The organism is Streptococcus infantarius subsp. infantarius ATCC BAA-102 (genome assembly GCF_000154985.1).
GTDB lineage: Bacteria > Bacillota > Bacilli > Lactobacillales > Streptococcaceae > Streptococcus > Streptococcus infantarius.
The window spans coordinates 20,144-44,755 of sequence record NZ_DS572690.1; the positions used below are offsets into that span (position 1 = coordinate 20,144).

The window sequence follows — 24,612 nt, forward strand, 5'->3', positions numbered from 1 at the left end:
ATGAAAAAGATTAAAGCAGTCGCTTTATTTTCAACAGCTATTTTAGCAACGGCTTCAACAGGAGTTTATGCGGATGAATTGATTTCAGATGGCACCACTTCTCCCTCAACAGAGCAAGTGACACCATCAACAGCTCCCTCATCAGAGGTTGTTATCCCTGATGAGGGGTCAACCACCCCGTCAACAGACACAGGTTCTACAACGGAACCAACCGTCCCTGTTGATCCAACGAATCCTTCTTCAGACGTTACAGAGGTAACCGATGATAATGGTGTGACAACAGATCACACAGGTGATAGCGATACCCAAACGGAAAGTAATACAGATCCGAGTGAAGAGGTTCCTAATGTGGATGATGCAGGCGGTGTGGCAACAAATCATACCGTTCCAACAACGGATGGTGGGACAGCAACAGTCACTCCAGACACATCTGTACCTACCAACAATCCAAATATCTCAGCTGAAACAGCAGCTAATGCTGGTGCATCTCAAGTTGGTACAACCTCAACGGTTACAGGCCAAATCGTGCAAAACGTAACGACAGACTCACCAGTCTACACCAACACAGGCGCTACGATTGTGAGCACCCAAAATGGCTCAGTCGTATTGGCTGATGGCACGATTACCAGTCCTGAATCAATCGGAGCAACGACAAACAGTGATGGGACTATCTCAGTCACAACCGCAACTGGTGAAAGCACCACATTACCGATGACAGGTGATGAAAATACAACACTTTTAAGTATCTTAGGAAGTGCCTTAGCCGCTATTGGTGGTTTATTCTTTAAGAAACGCCAATACTTTAATTAAAAAATAGGATAGGAGAAAAACAAATGAATCAGAAAGAACAATTACAAGGACATGGTTATTTTCGGAAGAAAAAATGGGCAAAAGGGTTAGCTTCAGGTATTGCCCTAGGAGCTGCTGTCATTACCTTTGCAGGTGCAACAGGTGTTTCTGCCGATGAAACAACAGCGGCTACAGATAACACGACAGAAGTTGTGACGAGTCAACCCGAAAGCATCAATGATAACAATGTTTATGCAGAAAATGCTAATACTTCTGAAGGGACACTAGCAGTAGATATTGATAACAGTAATGTGGAAGCTGCTGCGACAGAAGCTAGCAACGTTGGTGTTGACGTGACAAAAGAAGCTGCTAAAGACTATGGAACAGATACAACAACTGATGGATTAAATGATACAAAATCAGAAATTGCTAACGACCAAGAAAAACAAGTCGACTCACTAGAACAAGCAACAGCAACACAAAACGCTAATAATACAGCGTATGCAGATGCGCAAGCTGCTATTGATGCCAATAACGATTATGTTAATAATGCTAAAGATACTTACGGTTCAGAAACAACTGTAACAGTGACAAATGATTCATCAACAGCTACTGACGGTACAACTAGTGCCAATAACGAAGCTAAAACAAAAGCTGAACAAACCTTAGCTGATAACAAAGAAGCAGTTGCTGAATATGTAGAAGCTAAAGCTAACTATGATGCCACTGTTTCAAAAGCAGAAGAGCTAAATGCAGCGGTTGAAGCAGCAGCTAACGAATTGAAGAATAAAGGTGTTACGGTAACAACATCAAGTCAAGTTGTCAACTCTGTAGCTGATGTTGAAGCCTTGCAAGCGCAAAATGATGCCACTATTGCCCAAGCCAATAGCGAAAAAGCTGCTGTTGATGCGCTTTTGGCACAATATGCAGCTGATTTAGCTGCATTTAACAATGGGACAAACGTTTCTGTCTCTGCAGGTGTTAAGACACAAGATGTTGATAATTTGACGTATGGTAATTCGTTCATGAATGGTACAATCAACGCTGATGGTACCTTTACTTTCACTCATGATATGAACGATGGCTTGAATGATACTTATGGCACACTTGGTACAGGTACGCTAACAGGAAAACTTAATTACCATGTAGAATCTCAAGGTAATGGTAATATTACCGTCTATTTGGATAGCGTTGAGCTCTATACTTACTCTTATACAGCTTATCGACCAAACTATGCGGTTAATCAAAATCTAAACTTCCATGTTTATACGCTTGGCGGTACTGAAATTTACAGTACTTATCATACTGGTAATGATTCCTTTACAGATACCATTAATCGCTCAACAACTTTAACTTATGAACACGGTGTTTCTGTCGGTGATACCTTGGCTAATGTTGGTTTCTTGAATATTGATGATAACTGGATCTACAACACACATGGTCAAGCCGTTATTAGCTTTACGAATACCAATAAAGCTCCAGATCCTGTAAATCCACCTGAGGTCAAAGCGAATTTGGTAACGGCTGTCAATCCAAAAAAACCAAGTTTGGCATTGACAAGTTTGTCAGACACAACAAATCAAACTATTAAAGCAAGTTACCATGACTACAAGCTTAACTACAGCCCAATGGTTGAAAAAGATCGCGCCAATAGTGATGGTGTTGATATGGATGGTAAGACTGCTGTTAAAGGTGATGTCTTAACAGATACACTTGATATTTCAAATCTCTATGCTAACCTTAACGTTGGTGATACCGTTACGATTATCGATCCACTCGAAGCAGGGGAATACTACAACGTTGATGACAATATTGCTGCGGCAGTTGCGAATGGTTGGGAAGTCAGCTACGATGCTGCAACAGAAACGTTCACTTATAAAACAACTTATACAGGTGAAAAATTAGTTGTGCCAACGGTTGATTGGGCGCCTGCCTATGATGCTGCTTATTACGATAACACTTATAAAGTGCTTGTTAATGACAACCTTTATCAAGTTTATTCAAATACAGTAAAAACACCAACGCCAGAAGCGCCTCAACCAACGAAGGAAATCACAGATACTCATGGTAACGACATTGATGGGTCAACAACTTTCGATAAAAACGTTGTTTTCCACCTCAATACTGATTACACACCTTATACAGATGTAACAGCTTCAACAGATGCTATTTCTAAAGGGTTTGCTATCTTAGATGACGTTGAAGATGGCTTGTTTACTGTTAATGAAGACGGTATTGTTATCCGTTTGACTGATGATAATGGCGAAACAACAACGCTTTCTACTGACATTGCAGATGTTACAGAAGCAGGCGGCGTATCAACTAACCATACAGGTGATAACGATAGCGAAGAAACAACTGCTGTTAATAAGTTGAATGACCTCTTTACAATGTATCATGTTCTATCAGATGAAACTATTTCAAATGAAGTTCAAGCTATTTTGGATCAATCAGGTTTATCACCAGTTGGTGAATTCTATCTTTGGGTAGCTAAAGACCCTGCAAGTTTCTATACAAACTATGTTAAGGCAGGTAAGAACGTTACCATTGACCTTCCTGCCTATCTCACAGCAGATGCAGGCACTGTTGTTCCTAATGATTTCTATCAAATTGACTTCGGAAATGCTTATCAATCAAATCTTGTAACGGTTCAAGTTCCAGATGTTTCACCAGAAAAACACGCTATTAGCAAAGATGGTACTGTTCTTGATGGTCAAGAAGTCGGACTTAATCAAGTCTTTAATTACAAACTTGATGGTGTAACTGTTCAGAAAGATCATGATACACTTTGGCAATATGATGGTAAAGATAAACTAGATGTTGAACATGACCGCTATACAGGAAACTGGAAGGGTGTCATCACTGGTACTGAATACACTGCTAAAGAAGATATGACTTTACCTTATGATGTGATTGCTGAAGATGGTAGTCTTATCAAAGCAGGTGATTTCATCAAGGCTGGAATCAATTATCGTTTTATCTTTGAGTTTAATCAAGATACTAATGATGATTTCATTAATAAAATTGTTAAGGTTACTTGGGATGCTCAAAAAGGTGAATGGGCTTATAGCATTGATGAAGATTTCCTTAACTCACTAGGTATTGAAGGTACTTTCGATGCTGACTTCTGGATTGAAGTGGAACGTATTAAAGATGGTGAAGTTGAAAACACCTTCATCAACACTGTCAATGGTCGTGAGTTAGTTGCTAAAGTAACAACTCATACACCAACTCCTGAAACGCCAGGTGAACCAGAAAAACCAACAAAAACAGTTGAAGAAGTCCCAGTTGAAGAAGTCCCAGTTGTTAAAACTGCAGCACTTCCAATGACTGGTGAGAAAACAACACCAATGAATGTTTTTGCAACATTCATTGGTCTAATTCTGACTACTGGTGCAGCTTTTGGTCTTCGCAAAAAAGAAAAACATAACTAATTTATATTAAGGACAGGCGGTGCCTGTTCCTAGAAGGATTCTATCTTGCCTAAATAATTGTTACGTCTAAATCTCCTGATAGTATCCTTCTAGGAGCAGGTAACTGCCTTCTTATTTCAGACTGTAAAAATAACTGATAAGACAATTTACAGTCTTTTTTTTTATTACACTTAAAAGGAGAAATTTATTATGGATACAGCAGTTCGTGTAGTTACAGCTTTAGGAGCAATTCTTTCAATCGTAGGTCTTGGGTGGGTATTAACAGGAGCCTTTGACTATTTTTCGGGACGTAAAAATGGTAATCCAGCTATGATGGACCAAGGCATGACTTCAATGGTTTCAGGTGGAGCTATTGCAGTTATTTCAGCAGGTGTTGCGGCAGCAATTGTTGCGGCTATGCGCTCAATCTCATTCTAATAACTTACATACATGTAAGATAATCAGTTGAAAAAGTGGTATAATAACGGTAAGTAAAAGGGTTACAAGGAGAATAAGAATGAGTAAGGAATTTGATTATGTAGCTTTTGCAAAAAACTTTGAAGCCACTAATGGACGTCCACCAACAGCGGATGAACTTGATAATGCTAAATGGGAACATTTTGGTATTAGATGGCATACACCAGAAGAGTCACAAGCTGAGTTGGAACGCATTAACGCATCTTATAAGCCAACATTGGGCGAACACTTAAAGGATGCTTTAGGCTTTCTAGGACGTTTTTTTTGTCAAGCCATACTCTTCTTAATTAAGTCTCCTATTTACTTAACTTTATTTTTCTTTAACATGATAAAATCTGCAATTGCTGTTGCAGTTATGCTTATTGTCACAAAAGGAATTGTCGGTGTTATAATTGCAGAAATTCTTGATGGAAAGAATATTTCTAACTTATCTGAGGCGCCAGCTGTTCTTAGGTTTTTTGCACAAGATTTTATGACTAATTCGTTGGAACCAATTTACGTTACTGGAGTCGACATAGTTATTTGTATTATTTTGGCTCTTTGTCAACTGTAGTGGGTGACGAAAAGCTAACATCTAGAGAGGACCGGATAGGTCCTCTTTTTATGTATGTTCAGTGTGATGAAGACACGTTTCTTAAAGTTGATGAAGTTTCTAAAACCGAAGCCCAAGCGTTTAATGTCTTTAATTAACTTATTAGTCGCTTCAAGTTTTGCGTTTGAATAGTCTGTTTCTAGTGCATTTTGGATGTATTGCTTGTGTCTAAGAAAAGTCCTAAAGACCGTTTGAAAATAGTGATTGACCTTGCTTCTATTTTCCTCTATCAGGTCAAAGAACTCACCTACTCTCTTCTCCTGAAAGTGAAAAAGCAAAAGCTGATAAAGTGTATAGTAGTCAGTAAGCTCTTTTGAAAAGACTAGTGTCTTCTTAACAACTTCATGTGGTGCTAAAGTTTGGCGGAAAGTCTTTGAATAGAAAGAGTTGAGAGATAACTTACAGCTGTCCTTTTGGAAGAGTCGCCAGTGATTTTTCAAGGCTCGATAGGGTAGTGACTTCTTATCGAACTGGTTCATAATTGCAATTCTAGTCTTTAAAAAGGCACGTCCAAGGTGCTGGATGATGTGGAAACGATCAAGAACGATTTTTGCGTTTGGAAAGAGCTTGCGAGCCAGTGGAATATAAGCTCCAGACATATCCATCGTGATAAACTGTACCTGTTGCCGGACTTTCAATGGATACTTCAAAAAGTAGTTTCGTATAGTAGTTTGGCGGCGATTATCAAGGATGGTTATGAGTTGGTTTGTCTCATAATTCTGCGCCACAAAAGCCAATTCCCCTTTCTTGAACCCAAACTCATCCCAGGACATAACAGCAGGGAGTTTGTCATAATGTTCCTTGAAAGTGAACTGATCAAGCTTACGATAGACAGTGGACGTCGACACGCGAAGTCTTCTTGCAATATCAGTTAGTGACACCTTCTCAGTTAGAAGCTGTGTAACTTTTTGTCGGACTAGATTGGAGATTTGGCAGTTTTTCTCAACGATAGATGTCTCAGCTACCGTGACTCTTCTACAACTTTTACACTGGAAACGACGTTTTTTCAGACGTAGTAGAGTTGGCGTTCCCGCTTGCTCGAGAAGAGGGATTTTAGAAGGCTTTTGAAAGTCGTACTTGATCATCTTTCCATGGCAGTGAGGACATGATGGTGCAGGGTAATCGAGTTTTGCTTGAATCTCGATATGAGTATCAGTTTCAAAAACAAGTGAAATCTTGATATTTTGGTCTTTAATTCCGATTAATTCTGTGGTATTCTTAATAGGTCTCATAAGTTCTTCCTAATGGTAGTTTTGTCACTTTTCATTATAGTTCTTATGGGACTTTTAGTGTACACTCAAAAAGCTCTATAATCTCTACAGTAGTTTTACCCACTACAGAAATTATAGAGCCATTATTTTTATGTTTCTTTTTGCAACCATAATGACATTCTCTTCAGTTGAATAGTGACAACCATTAATATTACACGAAGAACCAATTATGGTTCTTTTTTATTTTTATTAGAAAGGAGCCCAATGAAAGATATACTTACCGAGTTAACAAAAACTTTAGGTGGTTATAATAAAACTGTTAACTCTTCAATTAATTCCATTAATAAGTCTTTGATGGCAATTGGTTATATATTGGTTTCGGTTTTATTTTTAATTGAAATGCTTTCTTGGTATCGTTTTATTCGAAATCAAGGTGGTGAGATGACTTGGAAGCTTTTTTTAGAAGTAGCAGTTAAATATTTTATTGCTTACTTTCTAGTTGCACAATCAGGAGCAATTTTAAATGCCATTATGTGGTTTACAAATGGTGTTACTAAACTGATTGGTGTTGATTTAAGTGGAAATAATCTATTTGAATTTAAAGCAATTAAAAAAGGTGCTTATGGTATTAGAACGGGTCTTAATCTTCTTGCATTTCTTATTGGAGCTGCAGCGCAACTATCTGTGAAAGTGATGGTCTTATTGCGTTTTATTGAACTATATTTCTTTAAAGCGATAGCACCAGTCATTGTTGCTTTTTGGATGAGTGACAACACACGTCATATTGCTGTTAACTTTTTAAAAATGTTTGGAGCAATAGCGCTTCAAGGGGCTGTTATTATTTTAACGCTTGTTATTTGGCAAGCGTTTAAAATTGATACAGCTGTAACAATCGATGAAAATGGGTGGTTAGGAAGTTATGCGCCAGCCATTAGCTACATAGGTAAATGTGTAGTGTTCTTGATTTTATTGATTGGTTCCCAACGTAAAGCTAAACAATTGTTGAATGTATCTTAATAAAAAGCATCTCTAATAAGAGGTGCTTTTTGGTATTGGTAGAAAGGAGAAAAATGAACAAATTAGGTTCTGAGTTTTTTAAAGCAATTGACCAGTTTGAACGAAGTGTCGTTGGTGGTTTTACTTGGCGTCAGCTTGTCATGCTATTTGGAATTATCTTTGGTGTTGCTTTAGCAACATTGATTTCTTTTTTGAAATTACCGGATATTTTGTTCTATCTAGCACTAGCTTTGACAGTTCCGCCATCATTCGTTTATGGCATAAAAAAAGATGAACAAATTAAAGAAGTTCTGACGTTTAAATTTACAGTACAAGAACGTGCTTATCAAACAGATTTTGAAAGTGAGGATATGAATGGTACGTTTATTCAACAAAAGGGTGTCCATGAATGGAACGACACCTTTGACTAAAGAAGATAAAGAACGAGCAAAACAGCTCAAAAAAGCTTTGAAAGCTAGTACTCAAAACACAATTAAATACACGTCTTTATTTGAAGATGGATTAATGCATATTGTTGATGAAGAATACTCTAAAACTTGGGAGTTGGGCGATACTAACTATATCACAGCTGATGAGGATGAAAAGCTTGATATTATTGATTATTATGTTGAAGCTTTAAACGGCTTAGATAGTGATAATACTTATCAATTACTAATTATTAATCGTCCTGTTCCGTCAACACTTTTAAGCCAAATTACCTATGAACTTGAAAGTGATGACCGTGATGTTTATCGTCAAGAATATAATGATATGATTACGTCACGTTTTGCAACTGACCAAAATAATTTTAAGGTTGAAAAATTTATCACTGTTTCAACGTCTGCACGAGATCGCAAACAAGCATACCGTAAATTGAATGATGTTGAAAACAACTTTTCAAAACAATTTCAAGTGATTGATATTCCTTTTACGCCTTTGACAGGAACAGAGCGATTAAATATTTTTGCTGATTTGTTACGTGGCAATCCTTATTTGAATGTTGATTATAAAGATGTACGTATTAGTGGTTTAACAACAAAATCTTTTGTTGCTCCTGGTCGGATTTGGTTTCAACAGGATCAATTTATGATGGATAAAAAGTACTGCAAAGTTCTTTTTGCTAGAAGTTTTCCAGCTTTTCTAAATGACCGTCTAATCAAATCAATCACTGATATTGGGATTGAATTAGCCATTACGATTCACGCTAAACCGTATGATGTTGCTGAAGCTGTTAAAAAAATTAATACTGCTGAAGCAAGTGTGAAAATGGATATGATTAAGTCCCAAAAAGTTGCTGCTGACAAAGGCATTTCAGGAAATTTAGCAGTATCAGGTGTAGCTCAAGCTACAGCTGAAGAAGCTGCTAAGTGGAGCACTGAAATTAACGATAATGACCAAAAAATGTTTTCAGGTATTTTTGCAGTCATGCTAAAAGCAGATACACCTGAAGAACTTGCTGATTATACAAACCGTGTCAAGCAAGCTGGACGTAAGCATGTGGTTGATTTTGAGGAAACTTACTATCACCAAGAAGAAGCGCTTAATACCATGTTGCCAATTGGAAAAACTTATTTGGATGTGAAACGTCGATTTATGCGTGATATGACAACAACCAATATCGCCACACAAATTCCATTTACGAATACTGACTTGCAAAGTAGTAGTCCGATGGCTATTTACTATGGACAAAATCAGATTTCAAATAACATTATTACACTTGACCGTCAACGTGATTTGAATACGTCTTCTGGTGTTATCCTAGGTTCTGCAGGTTCTGGTAAGTCTGTTTTTGTTAAGACTAGTGAAGTTATTCCAACCATTTTAAGATATCCTGATGACCGTATTATCATTGTTGACCCTGAAGATGAATATTCCGATATCGGACGTGCATTTGATGCTCAATTAATTGATATTTTCCCAGGTTCACAAACCCACTTGAATTTGATGGATTTACCAGATGAAGAAAATCTATCGGCTGAAGATGCTGACCCAATTGGTGAAAAATCATCGCTTATTATGGGACTTTTTGAAAATATTCTTCAAGAAGTTACTGATGAAGACTTTTCAATTATTGACCGTGTCACACGTTTATGTTATGAACAAATCACTGATAGGACACCGACTTTAAAAGATTGGTACAACATTCTGTTGGAACAACCTGAAGATGTAGCTCAAGATTTGGCTTTGAAGTCAGAATCATATACGAATGGTTCTCAAGATATTTTTGCTCATGAAACGAATGTCAATTTGAATAATCAAGTGGTTATTTTCAACTTGAAAAAACTTGATGGTAAATTAAAACCATTTGCCTTAATGGTTGTACAAGATTATATCTGGAACCAGGTCGTTAATAATCAAGGTAAGCTAACAACTCGTATCTACTTTGATGAAATGCAAAATCAATTCTTAACAGATAATCAAGCAGAGTTCTTTACTAACCTTTACGCCCGTGTTCGTAAGTATGGTGCTATTCCAACAGGCATCACTCAAAACGTTGAAACTTTGTTGAATCGTACTGAAGGACGTAAGTTGATTTCAAACAGTGAATTTATTGTTTTGTTGAAGCAAAAGAAAACAGACTTAGCTTATCTAACTCAAACTATCAATTTGACAGATGCACTTATTCGTTATGTTGAAAAACCGAAAGCAAAAGGAACTGGTTTAATTATTGCAGGTCAAACAACAGTACCGTTTGAAAATCCAATTCCTAAAAATACTGAACTATTCCGCTTAGTTGCAACGGATGCTTATCGTCAAATTGATTAATTGCTTTATCAGAATAAATAAGAGAGGGGGTGAATCATGTCCAACAAAGATGATTTAAGGAAGCGTGTAGTCAGAAAGCGTCATATTAAAGAAAGTGTTCAACGTCACAATCAGTTATCAGCTAAGAAAGCTCAAAACGCTGCTAAAAAGGAGCATCATGAAGCTAAGATTAAGGTGAAACATGCTAGAGCAGCTTTAAGGAGAGCTGAGAAAGGCATTGATAAAGATGTTGACGGTGAAAAGATTGTAGACGACTTAGAGAAAGCGCTAGCTGAAAAGAAAGCTACTAAGAAAATCAAAAAGAAAGTCAGAAAGACTAATCCAACCATTGGTCAGAAAGCTAGACGAACTGGTAAAAATATAGCGCTGAATGCTAGTCATCAGATAAAAACAACTGCGATGGATCAAGATGATACTTTGTCAGATTTACAAAATTTACAGTATCGAACGAGACAGTCAAAAGCAGTTGCAAAACAAGCTGGTAAAGTGACTTGGCGAGGTGCTAAACTAGCCTATCGAAAAAGTAAAGGCATGGTTAAAGTTAGTCGAGGAGCTTATAAAAGCACAAAAGCAGGAGCTAAGTTTGCAACTAAAACAACAGCAAAAGCTGCTACAAAAGTAGCACAAGCAACTGCTTCAGCTGTAAAAACGGCAGCAAGTGTAGCAGCAACGTTATTAGCTAACCCCATTACATGGATTATCAGTGCTGTTCTTGCTTTTATCTTGTTTTTGGTAATCATTGTGTCCTCAATTTTTTCAAGTAATGTCATTCAACAAAATGATTTCACGCTTAATCAGTCCTGGCTTCATATTTCACAAGTTGACCGCCAAAAATCATCTGACCAAGTTGAATATTACACGGATATTGATTCTATCTTGCTTTACATGAATTTTCGTTATGGTGGTGATTGGGAACCTGATGCCAACTGGAACGATGGAACTGGTGGGAAATTAACAGGTGCCCTTGGCTTTAATCATTTTTCAGATGCGCTGGATGATATTTGGAAAGAAGAAAATAGCGATATTGATAACCTAAAAACTATGTCTGAGCTTTATACTAACGGTAAAGCTTGGATGAAGTTGGATAAAGATGACTTAGCAGATTATAAAGAAATTCTTGAGAGTCAATCCGAAACAGGAAAATACTTAGCTACTCAAGAATTAATTAATCCTTTTTATTCTGCGGATGATGCCAAAAGCGAAACAGATTATCTAACTGTTTCAAAGCGATGTGGATATACGTCTAAAGATAAAATTGATCCAACGACAACGCTTCAGGCTCAATCAGGTCAAAAGCTTTATGCAGTCATGGATGGTAAGGTTACGGTGACAACAAAAGATTTAAAAGGTAACGAAACGAAAACAACTAACTTAATTATTTCAGATAGTGATGCACGTTTCATTTATTATGGTGTTTCAGCTATTCGAGTTAAGACAGGTGATAAAGTTGAAGCAGGAGCCGAGCTTGGAACCGTTTCTGGTGGTTCACAAAAGATTGCCTATGCCAAAAACTATGGTGAAGTCGATGCTAAAGATTCTCAGTGGTTGCAAGACATAAAAAATAAAGATGTTTCATATGGTTATACGGAGCAGACAAAGAAAAATAAGACAAACGTTTGGGTGTTAGTTAATCCTGGTTTTTATTTCCCGTTTGTTAAGTACGCTCAAACAACTGTCGTTATGCGAACATCATCTGAATTGAGTGGACGTGCTAAACAATTTTATGACTTAATGAAGAAGTTTTATCCAAGTGCCACTGATAATGGGATTGCTGCTGTTGTTGGAAACTTTGCTGTTGAGTCGTCTATTACAGCAAAGCGTGCTGAAGGTGATTATTTAAGTCCACCTGTTGGTGCATCTGATGGACGTTGGGATGATGCAAATTGGTTAAACATGGGTGGTACAGCTATTTATGGTGGTGGTTATCCTAATATCCTTCGTCGTGGGCTTGGACTTGGTCAATGGACTGATACCACTGATGGTGCTACTCGTCACACAATGCTAATTAATTATGCTAACTCAATTGGTAAAAAATGGTACGAATTAGAAACACAAATACGCTTCATGCTAGAAGGTGATTCACCTTACTATCAAAATATTTTAAAAAGTGTGTTAACCTCTAATTCTGATACAGATAGTCTTACCAAAACCTTCTTAACAAAATGGGAAGGTATCAACAACGGAACACTTTCGCAACGTCAAAGTTATGCTAAACAAGCATTATCCTGGTTCCATCAATCAATTGCAGGTGGTGGAACAATGGCTTCCTCTTGGAATTTTCCTGAGGAGTATCGAGATAAAATTAAAAGCATGCCGACTGGTGTCAGCATGACAACACAACCTGGTAACGGTTATCCTGCAGGTCAATGTACTTGGTATGCTTATAATCGTCTGGTTGAACTAGGTGAAATTACGGATTTATCAGGAAGTTATGGTCATCTCGGTGATGGTAAAAATTGGGTAGGAAATCTTGTCGCTAAAGGTTGGAAGTTTAGTACAATGCCAACGGTTGGCGCTGTTTGCTCAACGGCTGGTGGATTTGATAGTACCTATCCGCAATATGGACACGTTATGATCGTTGAAGCGGTCAATGCTGATGGTAGTTTTTTGGTATCTGAATGTAATTATGCAGGCAATCAAAGTCAAATTCACTGGCGTGTTTGTCGTAACGCCCCATATTATACATTCGCAACCCCTTAAAGAAAGGAAAAATAATGATAGATGAATTTAAAGTGACCTTTTTTAAGCGTGTCATGATGATTGTAGGGATTATTATTATCTTTCTCATTGGCTTAGGTTTTGGGTCAATGAGCAAGAAAACAGATAATCAATCTTCAAGTCATACAACTTTAACCAAAAAGGTTAAAGAAGGTCATCAGTTGACTGAAGGTTGGGTTAAGCAGTTTTTGATTGCTTATTACACTAAAAAAGATCTTGAAGAAAATCGTAACAGATACAAAGATTATATGACTGATGGCATGTATAATGCTACTGTTTCTGAAGAAGAGACAGCACAAAATCAAGCTTATAAAGGCTTTGTTGTCAATTTTGAATTTAAAGATGCTCAAATTTATATTGATAAAACCAATGATAAAGTTATTTGCTATGTTAATTACACAAATGATTTGCTTCAGAAAAAGAATTCAACTGAAGGTGCTCAAACAGGCGTAGATAATAACACTATTATTCAATTAACTTACAATAAAGTTGATGGCAAATATCTCGTAAATAACATGAGTACACTTTTAATTACAAATTCTCAAGATCCGACAGCTTCACAAGATTCTTATGGAGATGTTGTTGCAAGTAATGATGAATAGGAGAATAAAACGATGTTGAACCAAAGTATTATTACAGGACGTCTGACGAAAGATGTAGAACTAAAAAAGGTGAATGACCGTTCAGTGGTCTCTTTTACGCTTGCTTCAAGCAGAGATTATAAAACAGAGGATGGTTCTTATCCAGCTGATTTTATTGACTGTGTCTTGTGGGGAGCACCTGCTGAAAACTTTAACACGTTAACAGCTAAAGGTGACACTCTTCAGGTAACAGGACGACTACAAACTAGAACTTATAAAGATAAAAAAGAAGTTACTCATAAAGTAACTGAAGTTCAAGTTGATAAATGGTATATTGTTGCCGTTAATCAAAATCAAGGTGACTATCCTGTTAAAGAAAAAACTATTGTTAACGATAGTTTAGATAATTTATCACTATAGAAGGGGAACTAGACAATGAATGAAACGACTTTTGAAACAAATAATCACACTGCTAAATCAGCACGCCGTCAAAAATCAACAAGTGATCGCTTAAAAGATAAATTGAAACAACTCAATAAAGCAAAAGCATCTCTTGAAGCGGCTCAAAAGAAAATTAAACAACTGGAAGCCGATATTAAAGAACTTGAAGCTAAACGCCAACAAGAAATTCTCAAAGAATATGGTATGAGTCTATCGGACTTAGAAGCCTTTTTAGCTGATAACAAGGGTAAACTTGGGGGTGATGCGTAATGTTTCGCATTACAAACCTAAGTAATGGTCAACAGCGCGATTTTCAAAATCGAGAAGAGTTAGAATTTTTCTTGGAAGGTGAAGAAAATCGTTGCTTGCAGCTAAATACAACAGCCACTTTTCAACTTTTTCATCTTGATAAAAATGAAGAGCTGCTAGAGTCAATGGAACTCACTATTCCATCTTCTGGGGAACAAGACGTTAAAGAGCTTTTAGGTGACTTTGGACTAAAAAAGACCAAGAAATTCTTCTTCAGCCGTGGGACTAAGCAAGAAAAAAACTCAAAGAGTTCAAAAGAAAAAACATGAATTATCAACCGCAAACGAAAATATGAGCAAATCAAAGCCATCTGTTAAAACAACTCCCAAGTCTTCTAATCGCTTTTGGGTAGTGATAGCATTATTATTTTCAATTTTTAGTTTAGCGATTTCTCTTACTAATCACTACAACAATAAAGTTGAAGATAAACCTAAAGTGGAACAAACTCAAACTACCATTGATCAAGGAGCTGATGTTTTTTGTCGCTATTTCATCAGCAATTATTTTGCAAACTCATCAGCTCGTGAGGATTTTATTTCTAATTCGCTTGATTTAAAACAGTTTGATACTGACAAAGCAACAACAGTTAGTGTCTTGTTAGAAAAAGAAGTGATGACTAAAAAAGTAACGACTTTAACCTATGTTATTAATTGTCGCTATGACGATAATTCAACCGCTAACAAACGTTTGACACTAACCGTAAAACAAAACAAAGAAGCTAAATACGGCTATTTAGTCTCAAAAGCTCCTAAACTAACTGCTTATCCATAAAAGGGGGGAGTAAATATGGAACAAGAACAAATTCTTGATAGAGGTGCACGTGTTACACTTGAAACAGGTAAACAACTGTTTCAATTTTTAGCTTATGCAGCGCAGCAACTATATAAAACCTATGATGAACAGAAACAACTTGGTCAACAATCTTGGAAAAATTTTAATCAATCATCTTTAACAAAAGATCATATTGATTTTTTAGAAGCAGATGTTAACCTTAAAAAGTTTACTGATGAATTGAAAAAATCAGGTGTCCGTTTTGCTTTTAAAGACCTCGGTGATGGTACAAAACAAGTCTGGTTTGAAGCTCCTAATAGGGAAGTTATTGCGGATGCTCTGAGACACACTCTTAATGAAATCGTTAATGACCCTAAAAAAGCTAAAGAAAAATATATGAAATCAGAAAACGAGTTAACACCAAAAGAGCAGATTAACAAAATCAAGAAAGCAACTAAGGAAAAACTTGATACTGTTAAAACTAAGAAGAAAGGAAAGAGTATCTGATGAAACTTCAAAAGAAACCTCTTATCCCTTATCTAATCATTAGTCTGGTTTTAGCTTTTTTAACTCACAGAGCTTATGCATTATATAGCATAGCTCCTGAACCAGATATGACAAATTTATTTAGCCAGTATACTTTTGTTCTGGAAAAATATGTTGAACCACCATACTTTTATCCTAACTTCAGTCCATTTGCTATTTTAGCTGCAATGGTTGGTTTCTTTATTGGGATGATGTTTTTTTAAAAATTAAACCTGCTGAAACTCTTCGTCATGGTGAAGAAGCAGGTTCAGCAAGGTTTGCGACTGCTCAAGAATTATCTGGCTTTAAGGACTCAGAACCAACTAATAATATGATTTTCACAAAGAATGCTCAGATGGGCTTATTTAATAAGAACCTTCCATTTCAATGGCAACTTAACAAAAACGTTCTTGTGGTTGGGCTTCCTGGTGATGGTAAAACATTTACTTATGTTAAACCAAATTTAATGCAAATGAATTCAAGCTTTATTGTTACCGACCCAAAAGGACTTTTAGTTCGTGAAACTGGTAAGATGCTTGAAGAACATGGCTACCAGGTTAAAGTATTTGACCTGGTCAATTTAACTAATTCAGATATGTTCAATCCTTTCAACTATATGAAATCTGAACTAGATATTGACCGTATTACTGAAGCGTTGGTTGAAGGTGCTTCTGAAAATGCACATAAAGGAGAACCTTTTTGGGATAAAGCTCAATTACTTTTAAATCGTGCTCTGATTGGTTATCTATATTTTGACAGCAAAACTAGAGATTATACGGCTAATCTTTCTATGGTTGCTGAATTGCTTCGTAACATAAGGCGTCCAAATGATAAAGAACCTAGTACAGTTGAAAAGATGTTTGTGGAACTTGAAGAGTCAATGCCTGGTAATTATGCTTGCAAGCAATGGAATTTGTTCAACGATAACTTTGACGCTGAAACAAGAACTAGTGTGCTAGCGATTGTTGCTACACAATATTCGATCTTCGATCACCAAGCTGTCACCAATTTGATTATGGCTGACACTATGGAGATGGATACCTGGAACACTGAAAAGACAGCAGTTTTTGTTGCCATTTCAGAAACTAATAAAGCTTACAGTTTCCTAGCATCTACTTTGTTTACAGTCATGTTTGACCAATTAACACACAACGCCGATGCTATTATTCAGGGAAAGAAAGATGGTTACACAGCTGATGATTTGGTGCATGTTCAATTTATTTTTGATGAGTTTGCCAATGTTGGTAAAATACCTCATTTCAATGAAGTTTTAGCATCTATTCGTAGTCGTGAAATGTCTGTTAAAATCATCATTCAAGCGATTAGTCAGCTTGATACGATTTATGGTGATAAAGCAAGAAAATCTATGGTCAATAATTGTGCAACTTTATTATTTTTGGGGACTAACGATGAAGACACCATGCGTTACTTCTCGATGCGGGCTGGTAAACAAACTATTACTCAAAAAAGTTATTCTGAACAACGTGGTCAACGTGTATCAGGATCTACAAGTACGCAAGCCCATCAACGTGATTTGATGACACCTGATGAAATTGCTCGTATTGGCGTTGATGAGGCATTAGTATTTATTTCAAAACAAAACGTTTTTCGTGATAAAAAAGCGATGGTGACAGACCATCCTATGAAAGACGAATTATCTAATAATCCAAATGATGGAAAATGGTATAATTATATCCGTTTCATGGTTGAAGATCCAGAACTATTTAATAATGCACGCGATGGAAAAATTGACCCTAAAAATATCTGGTATCCAGATATGAAAGGTTATGATCAGTTTGTTAAAGATAATGATGTTGATACTTCAAAACCAACTGAAGTTGAAGCAGCACAAGCTGATGAAGCAAGCACGCAAGCCACAGAAGAGCCCGTCTATGAACAAGTACCTGTTCAATTGCCTGAAATGAGCGTAGAAAGCCAATCTCAGACACCACCAACTCACTTAAGGACAGTAGATCTTGAAACAGGTGAACTCTTTGAATTACCACCTGAAGACGAGGACGAAACTGATTATTATGGTGAAATTTGATAAATTTAAGTATAATAATCCCAGGAGGTTTTTATGGCGAAGTCGAAACCAAGTGCATTTTTTAAGACACATGGGATTTCAGAAGAAAAACTAATTAATTATCTAAAGGAACATCCAGATGATCCTTTAGTCACCAAACTAGAGCAGCTATTGTTAAATTTATCAGATAAAAAATGAGTTACATCGTTAAACGGTGTAGCTTTTGTTATTATGAAGGGAAGTGAGAAATAGATGAAATACTTACTTTTAGCAGAAAAGCCAGATCAAGCTAAAAAATATGCGAACGCTTTAGGAAATCCTAAAAGTGATAAAGGTGTTTGGCATGTTCAATCGTCTGTATTGAATGCTGAAGTGACTGTCGCTCCAGCTGTCGGTCACTTGGTTGAACGAATTAATCCTTATAGTAATTTTGAAAACTGGGAGATGACTAATCTACCAGCTTTGCCTGAAGGCTTTTCTTATGAGCCTAAAAAGGATACCATTAAACGTTTTAACGCTATTAAAAAAGCTGTTAAAGAAGTTGATGCTATTATCATTGGTACTGACCCTGACCGTGAAGGCGAAGCGATTGCTTATCGGATTTTAGAATTAATCCCAGGAGCTTTAAAGAAGATTAAATACCGTTTATGGGCAAACTCTTTAACCAAAAAGGGATTAGAACAAGCCTACTCGAGTCTTAAAAATCCAAAGGATTCTGTTGACTACTTTCATGAAGCCGATGCAAGAGGAGATGCCGATTGGCTGGTTGGCTTCAATTTAAGTCCTTTTGTAACCATCAAAATGAAAGAAGAGGGTTACTTGGATAAAAAAGAACATTCGATGTCAGTTGGACGTGTTCAAACCCCTATTGTTAGTCTAGTCGTTAGAAATGATGAAGCCATTGAAAACTTTAAACCAAGTCCTTATTGGCAACTAAAGCTTATTGACCCTGAAGCTAAAGTTACATTTGGTAATGATATTAAATATCAATCAAAATCCGAAGCAGAACAAATACTGCAACAATTAACCAATACAGCTGTTGTCAAGACGGTTACGAGTGAAGAAAAGGCACAAGAAGCACCTAAACTTTATAATCTGACTAATTTTCAATCAGAAATGAGTAAGCTGTATCATTTTGATGCCACTAAAACCAAAGAATTGGTTCAAAGTCTTTATCAAAAAGGATACCTCTCTTATCCACGTACTGATTCGACCTTGATTACTACCAAAGAATTTGCTTATCTGGTTGATCATATCGAAAAGTATCAAAAAGCTATTAATAAACAACTAGAGACCCCTAATCGCTCACCAAGAAAGAGTTACGTGAATGATAAGAAGGTAGTAGAGCACTATGCTATTATTCCAACGGAAACCATTCCAGATTTGAATGAATTAAGTGATGATGAAAAACTCATTTATCAAAAAGTGGTCTTTAGAACTTTGCTGATGTTTACGCCTGATTACCGTTATCAATCAACAAGTGTTATTCTTGACAATCATGGGCTTGAATTTAAAGCAACTGGTGCTGTAACTAAGGATAAAGGTTGGCGTAACTATTTTTCGGTAAAAAAAGAAGATAAAGAGCTACCTCACTACCAGGAAGGGCAAAAGATTACTGTTGAATGCAAAGTCTTAGAAGAAGTGACCAAGCCACCAACACGAATTACCGAGCAAATTCTACTAAAGAAATTATTACCAAAATACCATTTAGGTACGTCCGCAACTCGTGATGGGATGATTGATCTCATCCAAGATAAAGGTTATGTTACTAAGAATAAGAAAACAGGACAATTTTTCCCAACAGAAAGAGGGAAGTTACTTATTCATTATCTTGACCAATTAGAGATTGCTTATACTAATCCTGAAACAACAGGAAAATGGGAAGAAGTCTTAGCTCAAATCGGACAAGGTAAAATTCAAAAAGAAGCTTTCGTTGACAAAATCAAGTGGGCGATAACGAAACAAATTGAAAAAGGAAAACAATTATAAGCGCTACTATTATGTATAAATAGTGGCGCTTTTCTGATGGAAAGGAGATTATTATGGCAAATATGCAAGAATTACTTTCACAACGTTTTGAAGCACAAAAACAAAAACTCGTTAGCATGGATATTGTGGCAGTTGCTGAATCATTAGGAATGACACTAAAACCAGGTTCAAGTGGTATCTATTATTGGGAAGAACACGATAGTTTTCATATTTATCCCAATACAAATACTTTTAGATGGTGGTCAAGAGGTGTTGGAACTAATACCATTGATTTGGTTCAAGTTGTCCAAGAAGAGATGACAGGTCACAAACCAACTTTTAGAGAGACGACAAGTTTTCTTGAGACAGGGCAGTTTAATAATGTGACCGTTCAACCAATTGTGAAAGAACCCTTTGAGTATTATCTAGAGCGCTATGAGCACCCTGATTTTAATATTGGGAGACAGTATCTGAAAGAAGAACGTGGTTTGTCTGATGAAACAATTGATACATTCTTAACTTCAGGAAACTTAGCAACTGCGACTCGAAAAAAAGGGGATTATTTTGAGCCTGTTATTGTATTTAAAAGCCGTGACAATGACGGTAAAATGATTGGTGCTAGCCTTCAAGGAATTGTTGAAAATCGAGTACAGCATCCTGAACGTGGACGTCTTAAACAGATTATGAAGAACTCAGATGGAACTGCAGGTTTTAGCTTAGATATTGGAAATCCAAAACGTTTAGTCTTTGCGGAAGCTCCAATCGATCTGATGTCTTACTACGAACTACACAAAGACGAGTTACAAGATGTTAAACTTGTGGCTATGGATGGACTTAAAAAGAGCGTTATTAGTCGCTATGTCGCTGATATGCTAACAGATGGTAAATACTCTCAAACCATGTCAACTGAGCAAATTAGAGGGGTTTTAGATGCCTTAAATAAGACAACAAACATTTTAGAAGAGCATCCAGATATGATTACGCTAGCGGTTGATAATGATGAGGCAGGTCAAAACTTTGTTAAAGGGCTGCAAGAGGAAGGTATTCCTGTAGTAGCAGATTTAGCACCTCGTCAATCTCAACAAAAGAAAATGGACTGGAACGATTATCTCAAACAGGAAACTAAGACTAAAGAAAGTACTGTTGATGAGACTTGGAATATTGATGATATTCAAGAACAACTGTCTCAAGAAAGTGATTTAGTTGGCACTCAAGCGGTTGATGTTGTTTATATGAATGAGGCTTATTTAAACCAGGGCTATAGTCTTTCATTAGCTATTCATAGCAACGAAGAGGTAGAAAATCTAACAGACGTTGCAGCACCTTGGACGCTTGAAGTCATAAAGAATGGTCAATCACTTGGTTATTTAGCTTATGGTGAAGATTGGGGCAATGACTTTGATATTGAAGATGAGCTCGTTAATCTTGAAAATTGGGTTAAAGATAATCAAGTCACTAATCATTTATATAGTCAAAAAGATATTAATGCGTTTTTAGCTACTACGCAAGCAGTTGAACCAAAAAGAGGTGAGTTCGTTCTTAAAGGTGGTGGTATCTATGATTTTGGAGAAAGTCAAAAAGAAGGGGAAGAATTACGTCAACGTGCACTTGATTGGATGATTGCTGATATTACCGAGGGTGAAACCTACTATCTTTGGCACGATGAAGAACTAGAAAAGCTAAATGCACCTGACGAAGCCTTCTTAAATTTCCATTACCACTTACAAGATATTCAATACAGCCAAAATGATATTCATCTTTATGTTGAAGAGTCATCAACTGATGGTGTTACAGGTTATCTTTCACTAGACGGAAATTCCCTTGATAGCGATAGTATTGAAGAATATCTAGCTGATCAAGATTGGACGTTTGATCAAAAGGTATAGTTTCTTAAGAATTTAAAAACTGCCGTTGATGAAACCTGGGATAAAGTTACTGATCACTATAACGAACAATTTGAAGCGATTGTTGCTCAATATGGACTATCCAATAAAAAAGAAAAATCTCTTGAGAAAATTCAAGAGATGATAACTTCTAATTCAGAGCAACAAAAAAAGGTTGAGAACCCAATCGGGGATTTCCCTGAGGAAAGTCAGGAGGCAGCACCTCTACCTAGTACTCATGAAGAGTACTCTTTGAATGAGTCGTCACCGACTCAAACTCAGTCTCAACCTTTACTTCATTTTACAATTTCTGACCCTGAGAAGTCAATTTATAAGCTTGGCTATCACCCAGTCAATAAGAAGGAATTAAATAAATTAAACCGCTATGCAGCACAAATCCAAGAAAATGCAACCTGGTATAAAAACGAATTGGCTGATAGTAATGTCACTTATTTTTATAAAAATAACGATAATTTAGAAGCTTTAAAGGTTACTTTTAAAGCAGAACAATATTCACATCTAGTTGGTATCTTTGCCATAGATGATGACCAAAGTGCAAGTAAAACCTTAGATGATTTAGCATCTGGGAAAGGTGATTATCAAAATATTATGGTTGCTAACCGAGGGGCTACCTTTAGTAAAATTCAAGTATTACCTGATTTTAAAGCTGTTATTGATTCAAATAGTTTTATTTTTGATGATTTATCAGAAGTAGAACGTATGAATCGTCTTGATTTAGCAAAGGCTATCCGAACAGAGGATAAGGATGTTTTGATTGCTTTTAGAAATGTTGATAATGAGTATCTTCCTGCATCTCTTATGAAAGTTACTAATAAGCTTGAGTCAGAGTTGTCAATTGCAAATAATAAAGACGTTTTAGGTATTGTTGGTGAGAAAGATGGAGAGTTTAAAGTTCTTTCAGTCAATGAAGAAATTATCAAAGATGGTGGTGAAAAAATGTTATCAATTGTAAAAAATAACCAATTTAAAAATCTTTCTAAAGCAGAAGTGACTGCTGAAGACTTTACTAAAGTTTTAGATGCTGTTTACAATGTTGGTGCTCAAGTTGGTAAAGACAACAGGGCTAATATTCCAGAAGAATTGTATCTAGCTTGGGATAAATACTATGAATACGCTGAAAGATATGATAACAATTTTGATGTTATTGTTAAAGCAGCAAGAGCAGATAATCTCTTTGATGAAAATTCTAATTTTTATAAAGATGTCTGGCTTCGAAAAATTCAAGAAGAAAATCAAAAAGTAAAAGATTCTGATGGTGATGGTCTAACAAATGATGAAGAAATTGCACTAGGTACTAATCCATACAGTCCAGATACGGATGGAGATGGTATTTTAGATAGCGTTGAAAAAGCTAGTGGTACGGATGCCACTAATCCATCAGATACACCAGACAGTCGAAAAGAAGAAATGAATAAACGTGACTTAACATTATCAGAAATGATTAAAGCTAAAAATACAGCAGCACTCAATCAACATTTACAAGAAGGAATTAAAGATTATTTTGATAGTGACAACTATAAGAACTTTCTTGAAGGGATATCACACTTTAATAACTATTCCGTAAGAAACATTCAATTAATCAAAGCTCAATTACCAGAAGCAAGTATGGTAGCTTCTTTCAATGAGTGGAAGAAAAGAAATGGTCATGTTAACAAAGGTGAAAAAGCTCTTTACGTTCAAGCTCCAGTCACTATTATTAAAAAAGATGCTGACGGTAAACCTGTCATTAATGCCGATACTGGTGAAAAAGAAACTTTCACTTACTTTAAACCAGTTCCTGTTTTTGATATTAGTCAAGTCTCACCTGTCGAAGGTAAAGAATTAGATTTACCTAAAATGGGTGGGGCTATTCCTAGCCAAATTAATAAAGAGTATTATCAAAATGTTTACCGCTCATTAAGAGATATTTCACAAAAAGAAAATGGTATTCCAATTCGTTTTAGAGAACTTGAAAAATCAGATGGTTTTTATAGTCCAAAAACAAATGAAATTACAATTAAGAAAGGAATGACTTATGAACAAACCCTTTCAACACTCATTCATGAAATGGCACATTCTGAATTACACAATAAGAAGAGTTTAACAGAACGTTTTGAAGGCAAATTGACTCGCTCATCAAAAGAACTACAAGCTGAGTCAGTTGCTTACGTTGTGTCTAACCATTTAGGTTTTGATACTAGTAATGATTCGTTTGCTTATCTTGCTTCTTGGTCACAAGAACCAGATGGACTAGAAAATCTAAAAGCTCAACTTGAAATTGTTCAAGAAGAAGCAAGCTCTCTAATGAAACGTATTGATAAGCATTTAGAAAAATATCAAAACTTAACAGTTTCAAAAGATGAAACATTAACCGCAAATCAAAAACGTGAATTGTCAAAAGCGACAAATCCATTTTATCAAAGTTTGCAAAAAGCTAAGGAGGAAAGCAAACAGGTAGCACCTGCTAATGAAGAACAAACAAAAAAAGTCAATCGACCTACCAAGCAATAACGCAACGTAGGTCGCATAAAAAAGAGATAACTTTAACAGTAGAAGGAGAAACAAGTTATGATAACAGAAGAAATGATGATGACAACTGAAACACTCTTGATGAGTTATTATTTTGATATGAGTGAATGGCTTAAAGGAATTAAAAGAGTTAATATTGACATTATTCAAAAATCAAAAGATGAGTTATTGGATATGTTAAAATCTGATTTTGAAGAATTGTCTACAGAAGATAACAATGATTATCTTGATGAGCTTTCAGTTAGCATTGCTACATTGGAAGAATTATCAGAAGACAATTATCAAAAGATAAAAACAGAAGTTTTCTCTTGGGAACCAAAGAAGTAAAAACTAAAAATAACACAAGAGGGAATGCTGACAATTTGAAAATTGTCAGTTTTTCTTCTCGTGCATTTTATCAAAATGCAATTATCAAAAGTTGTCAATTTAAAAAAATGCACGAAGTGCCAAATAGGGGATTGGGGATTTCCCCAAAGTGTAAAAAGTTAAAAGTCTGTTTGTGGGGGTGACCTACAAATAGGCTATTTTGCTTTTTATTTTCGCAAGTGGGTACCACTTGCTATGCTTGCCAGTATGAAAGCAGCCCTCTCTCAGAGGGGTAGTAAAATCCTACATTT

General features: G+C 36.2%; 15 protein-coding genes and 4 pseudogenes. 18 read left to right on the top strand and 1 reads right to left on the bottom strand.

What is annotated here, in order from left to right; all coding sequences use genetic code 11:
* From STRINF_RS04240 to STRINF_RS04255, 4 genes are all read left to right on the top strand, one after another.
* On the top strand, positions 1-810 hold the full coding sequence (locus STRINF_RS04240; RefSeq protein WP_006531784.1) for an LPXTG cell wall anchor domain-containing protein: 810 nt from the start codon (positions 1-3) through the stop codon (positions 808-810).
* A 23-nt stretch (positions 811-833) separates the two neighbouring features.
* Positions 834-4,223, top strand: a complete 3,390-nt coding sequence (locus tag STRINF_RS04245) for an SspB-related isopeptide-forming adhesin (protein ID WP_006531785.1) — start codon at positions 834-836, stop codon at positions 4,221-4,223.
* A gap of 189 nt (positions 4,224-4,412) precedes the next feature.
* On the top strand, positions 4,413-4,640 hold the full coding sequence (locus STRINF_RS04250) for a hypothetical protein (protein ID WP_000379152.1): 228 nt from the start codon (positions 4,413-4,415) through the stop codon (positions 4,638-4,640).
* A gap of 79 nt (positions 4,641-4,719) precedes the next feature.
* On the top strand, positions 4,720-5,232 hold the full coding sequence (locus STRINF_RS04255; RefSeq protein WP_006531786.1) for a hypothetical protein: 513 nt from the start codon (positions 4,720-4,722) through the stop codon (positions 5,230-5,232).
* A gap of 21 nt (positions 5,233-5,253) precedes the next feature.
* Here STRINF_RS04255 and STRINF_RS04260 read toward each other — a convergent pair.
* Positions 5,254-6,503: pseudogene (locus tag STRINF_RS04260) on the bottom strand (ISL3 family transposase).
* A 243-nt stretch (positions 6,504-6,746) separates the two neighbouring features.
* Here STRINF_RS04260 and STRINF_RS04265 point away from each other — a divergent pair.
* The 14 genes and pseudogenes from STRINF_RS04265 (at position 6,747) to STRINF_RS04330 (ending at position 24,322) form a co-directional block, all read left to right on the top strand.
* Positions 6,747-7,499: a hypothetical protein gene (locus STRINF_RS04265; protein ID WP_006531787.1), complete on the top strand. Its 753-nt coding sequence runs from the start codon at positions 6,747-6,749 to the stop codon at positions 7,497-7,499.
* A gap of 53 nt (positions 7,500-7,552) precedes the next feature.
* On the top strand, positions 7,553-7,909 hold the full coding sequence (locus STRINF_RS04270; RefSeq protein WP_006531788.1) for a PrgI family mobile element protein: 357 nt from the start codon (positions 7,553-7,555) through the stop codon (positions 7,907-7,909).
* Entirely contained in the window at positions 7,884-10,244 is a 2,361-nt protein-coding gene (locus STRINF_RS04275; protein WP_006531789.1) for a VirB4-like conjugal transfer ATPase, CD1110 family, read from the top strand. The genes STRINF_RS04270 and STRINF_RS04275 overlap by 26 nt, the downstream gene beginning before the upstream one ends.
* A 36-nt stretch (positions 10,245-10,280) precedes the next feature.
* Positions 10,281-12,944 (top strand): phage tail tip lysozyme, encoded by a 2,664-nt coding sequence (locus STRINF_RS04280; protein WP_006531790.1) that lies wholly within the window; start codon positions 10,281-10,283, stop codon positions 12,942-12,944.
* A gap of 14 nt (positions 12,945-12,958) precedes the next feature.
* Positions 12,959-13,564, top strand: coding sequence for a hypothetical protein (locus tag STRINF_RS04285; RefSeq protein WP_006531791.1), 606 nt, complete (start codon positions 12,959-12,961; stop codon positions 13,562-13,564).
* 12 nt (positions 13,565-13,576) lie between these two features.
* On the top strand, positions 13,577-13,963 hold the full coding sequence (locus STRINF_RS04290) for a single-stranded DNA-binding protein (protein ID WP_006531792.1): 387 nt from the start codon (positions 13,577-13,579) through the stop codon (positions 13,961-13,963).
* 15 nt (positions 13,964-13,978) lie between these two features.
* Entirely contained in the window at positions 13,979-14,254 is a 276-nt protein-coding gene (locus STRINF_RS04295) for a hypothetical protein (RefSeq protein ID WP_006531793.1), read from the top strand.
* Positions 14,254-15,064: pseudogene (locus STRINF_RS10870) on the top strand (hypothetical protein). The gene STRINF_RS04295 and the pseudogene STRINF_RS10870 overlap by 1 nt, the downstream one beginning before the upstream one ends.
* A 15-nt stretch (positions 15,065-15,079) precedes the next feature.
* Positions 15,080-15,571 carry a DUF3801 domain-containing protein gene (locus tag STRINF_RS04305; RefSeq protein WP_006531796.1) on the top strand — a complete coding sequence of 164 codons (492 nt, stop codon included), beginning with the start codon at positions 15,080-15,082 and terminating at the stop codon, positions 15,569-15,571.
* Positions 15,571-17,636 (top strand): annotated as a pseudogene (locus tag STRINF_RS04310) (VirD4-like conjugal transfer protein, CD1115 family). Before STRINF_RS04305 ends, STRINF_RS04310 begins: the two are co-directional and overlap by 1 nt.
* A gap of 33 nt (positions 17,637-17,669) precedes the next feature.
* A complete protein-coding gene (locus tag STRINF_RS10305; protein ID WP_006531799.1) occupies positions 17,670-17,813 on the top strand; it encodes a hypothetical protein in 144 nt (47 codons plus the stop codon).
* Between the two features lie 54 nt (positions 17,814-17,867).
* A complete protein-coding gene (locus STRINF_RS04315) occupies positions 17,868-19,604 on the top strand; it encodes a DNA topoisomerase (RefSeq protein WP_006531800.1) in 1,737 nt (578 codons plus the stop codon).
* 53 nt (positions 19,605-19,657) lie between these two features.
* Positions 19,658-23,977: pseudogene (locus STRINF_RS10800) on the top strand (PBECR4 domain-containing protein).
* A 57-nt stretch (positions 23,978-24,034) separates the two neighbouring features.
* A complete protein-coding gene (locus tag STRINF_RS04330) occupies positions 24,035-24,322 on the top strand; it encodes a hypothetical protein (protein WP_006531803.1) in 288 nt (95 codons plus the stop codon).
* The last annotated feature ends 290 nt before the right edge of the window (positions 24,323-24,612 follow it).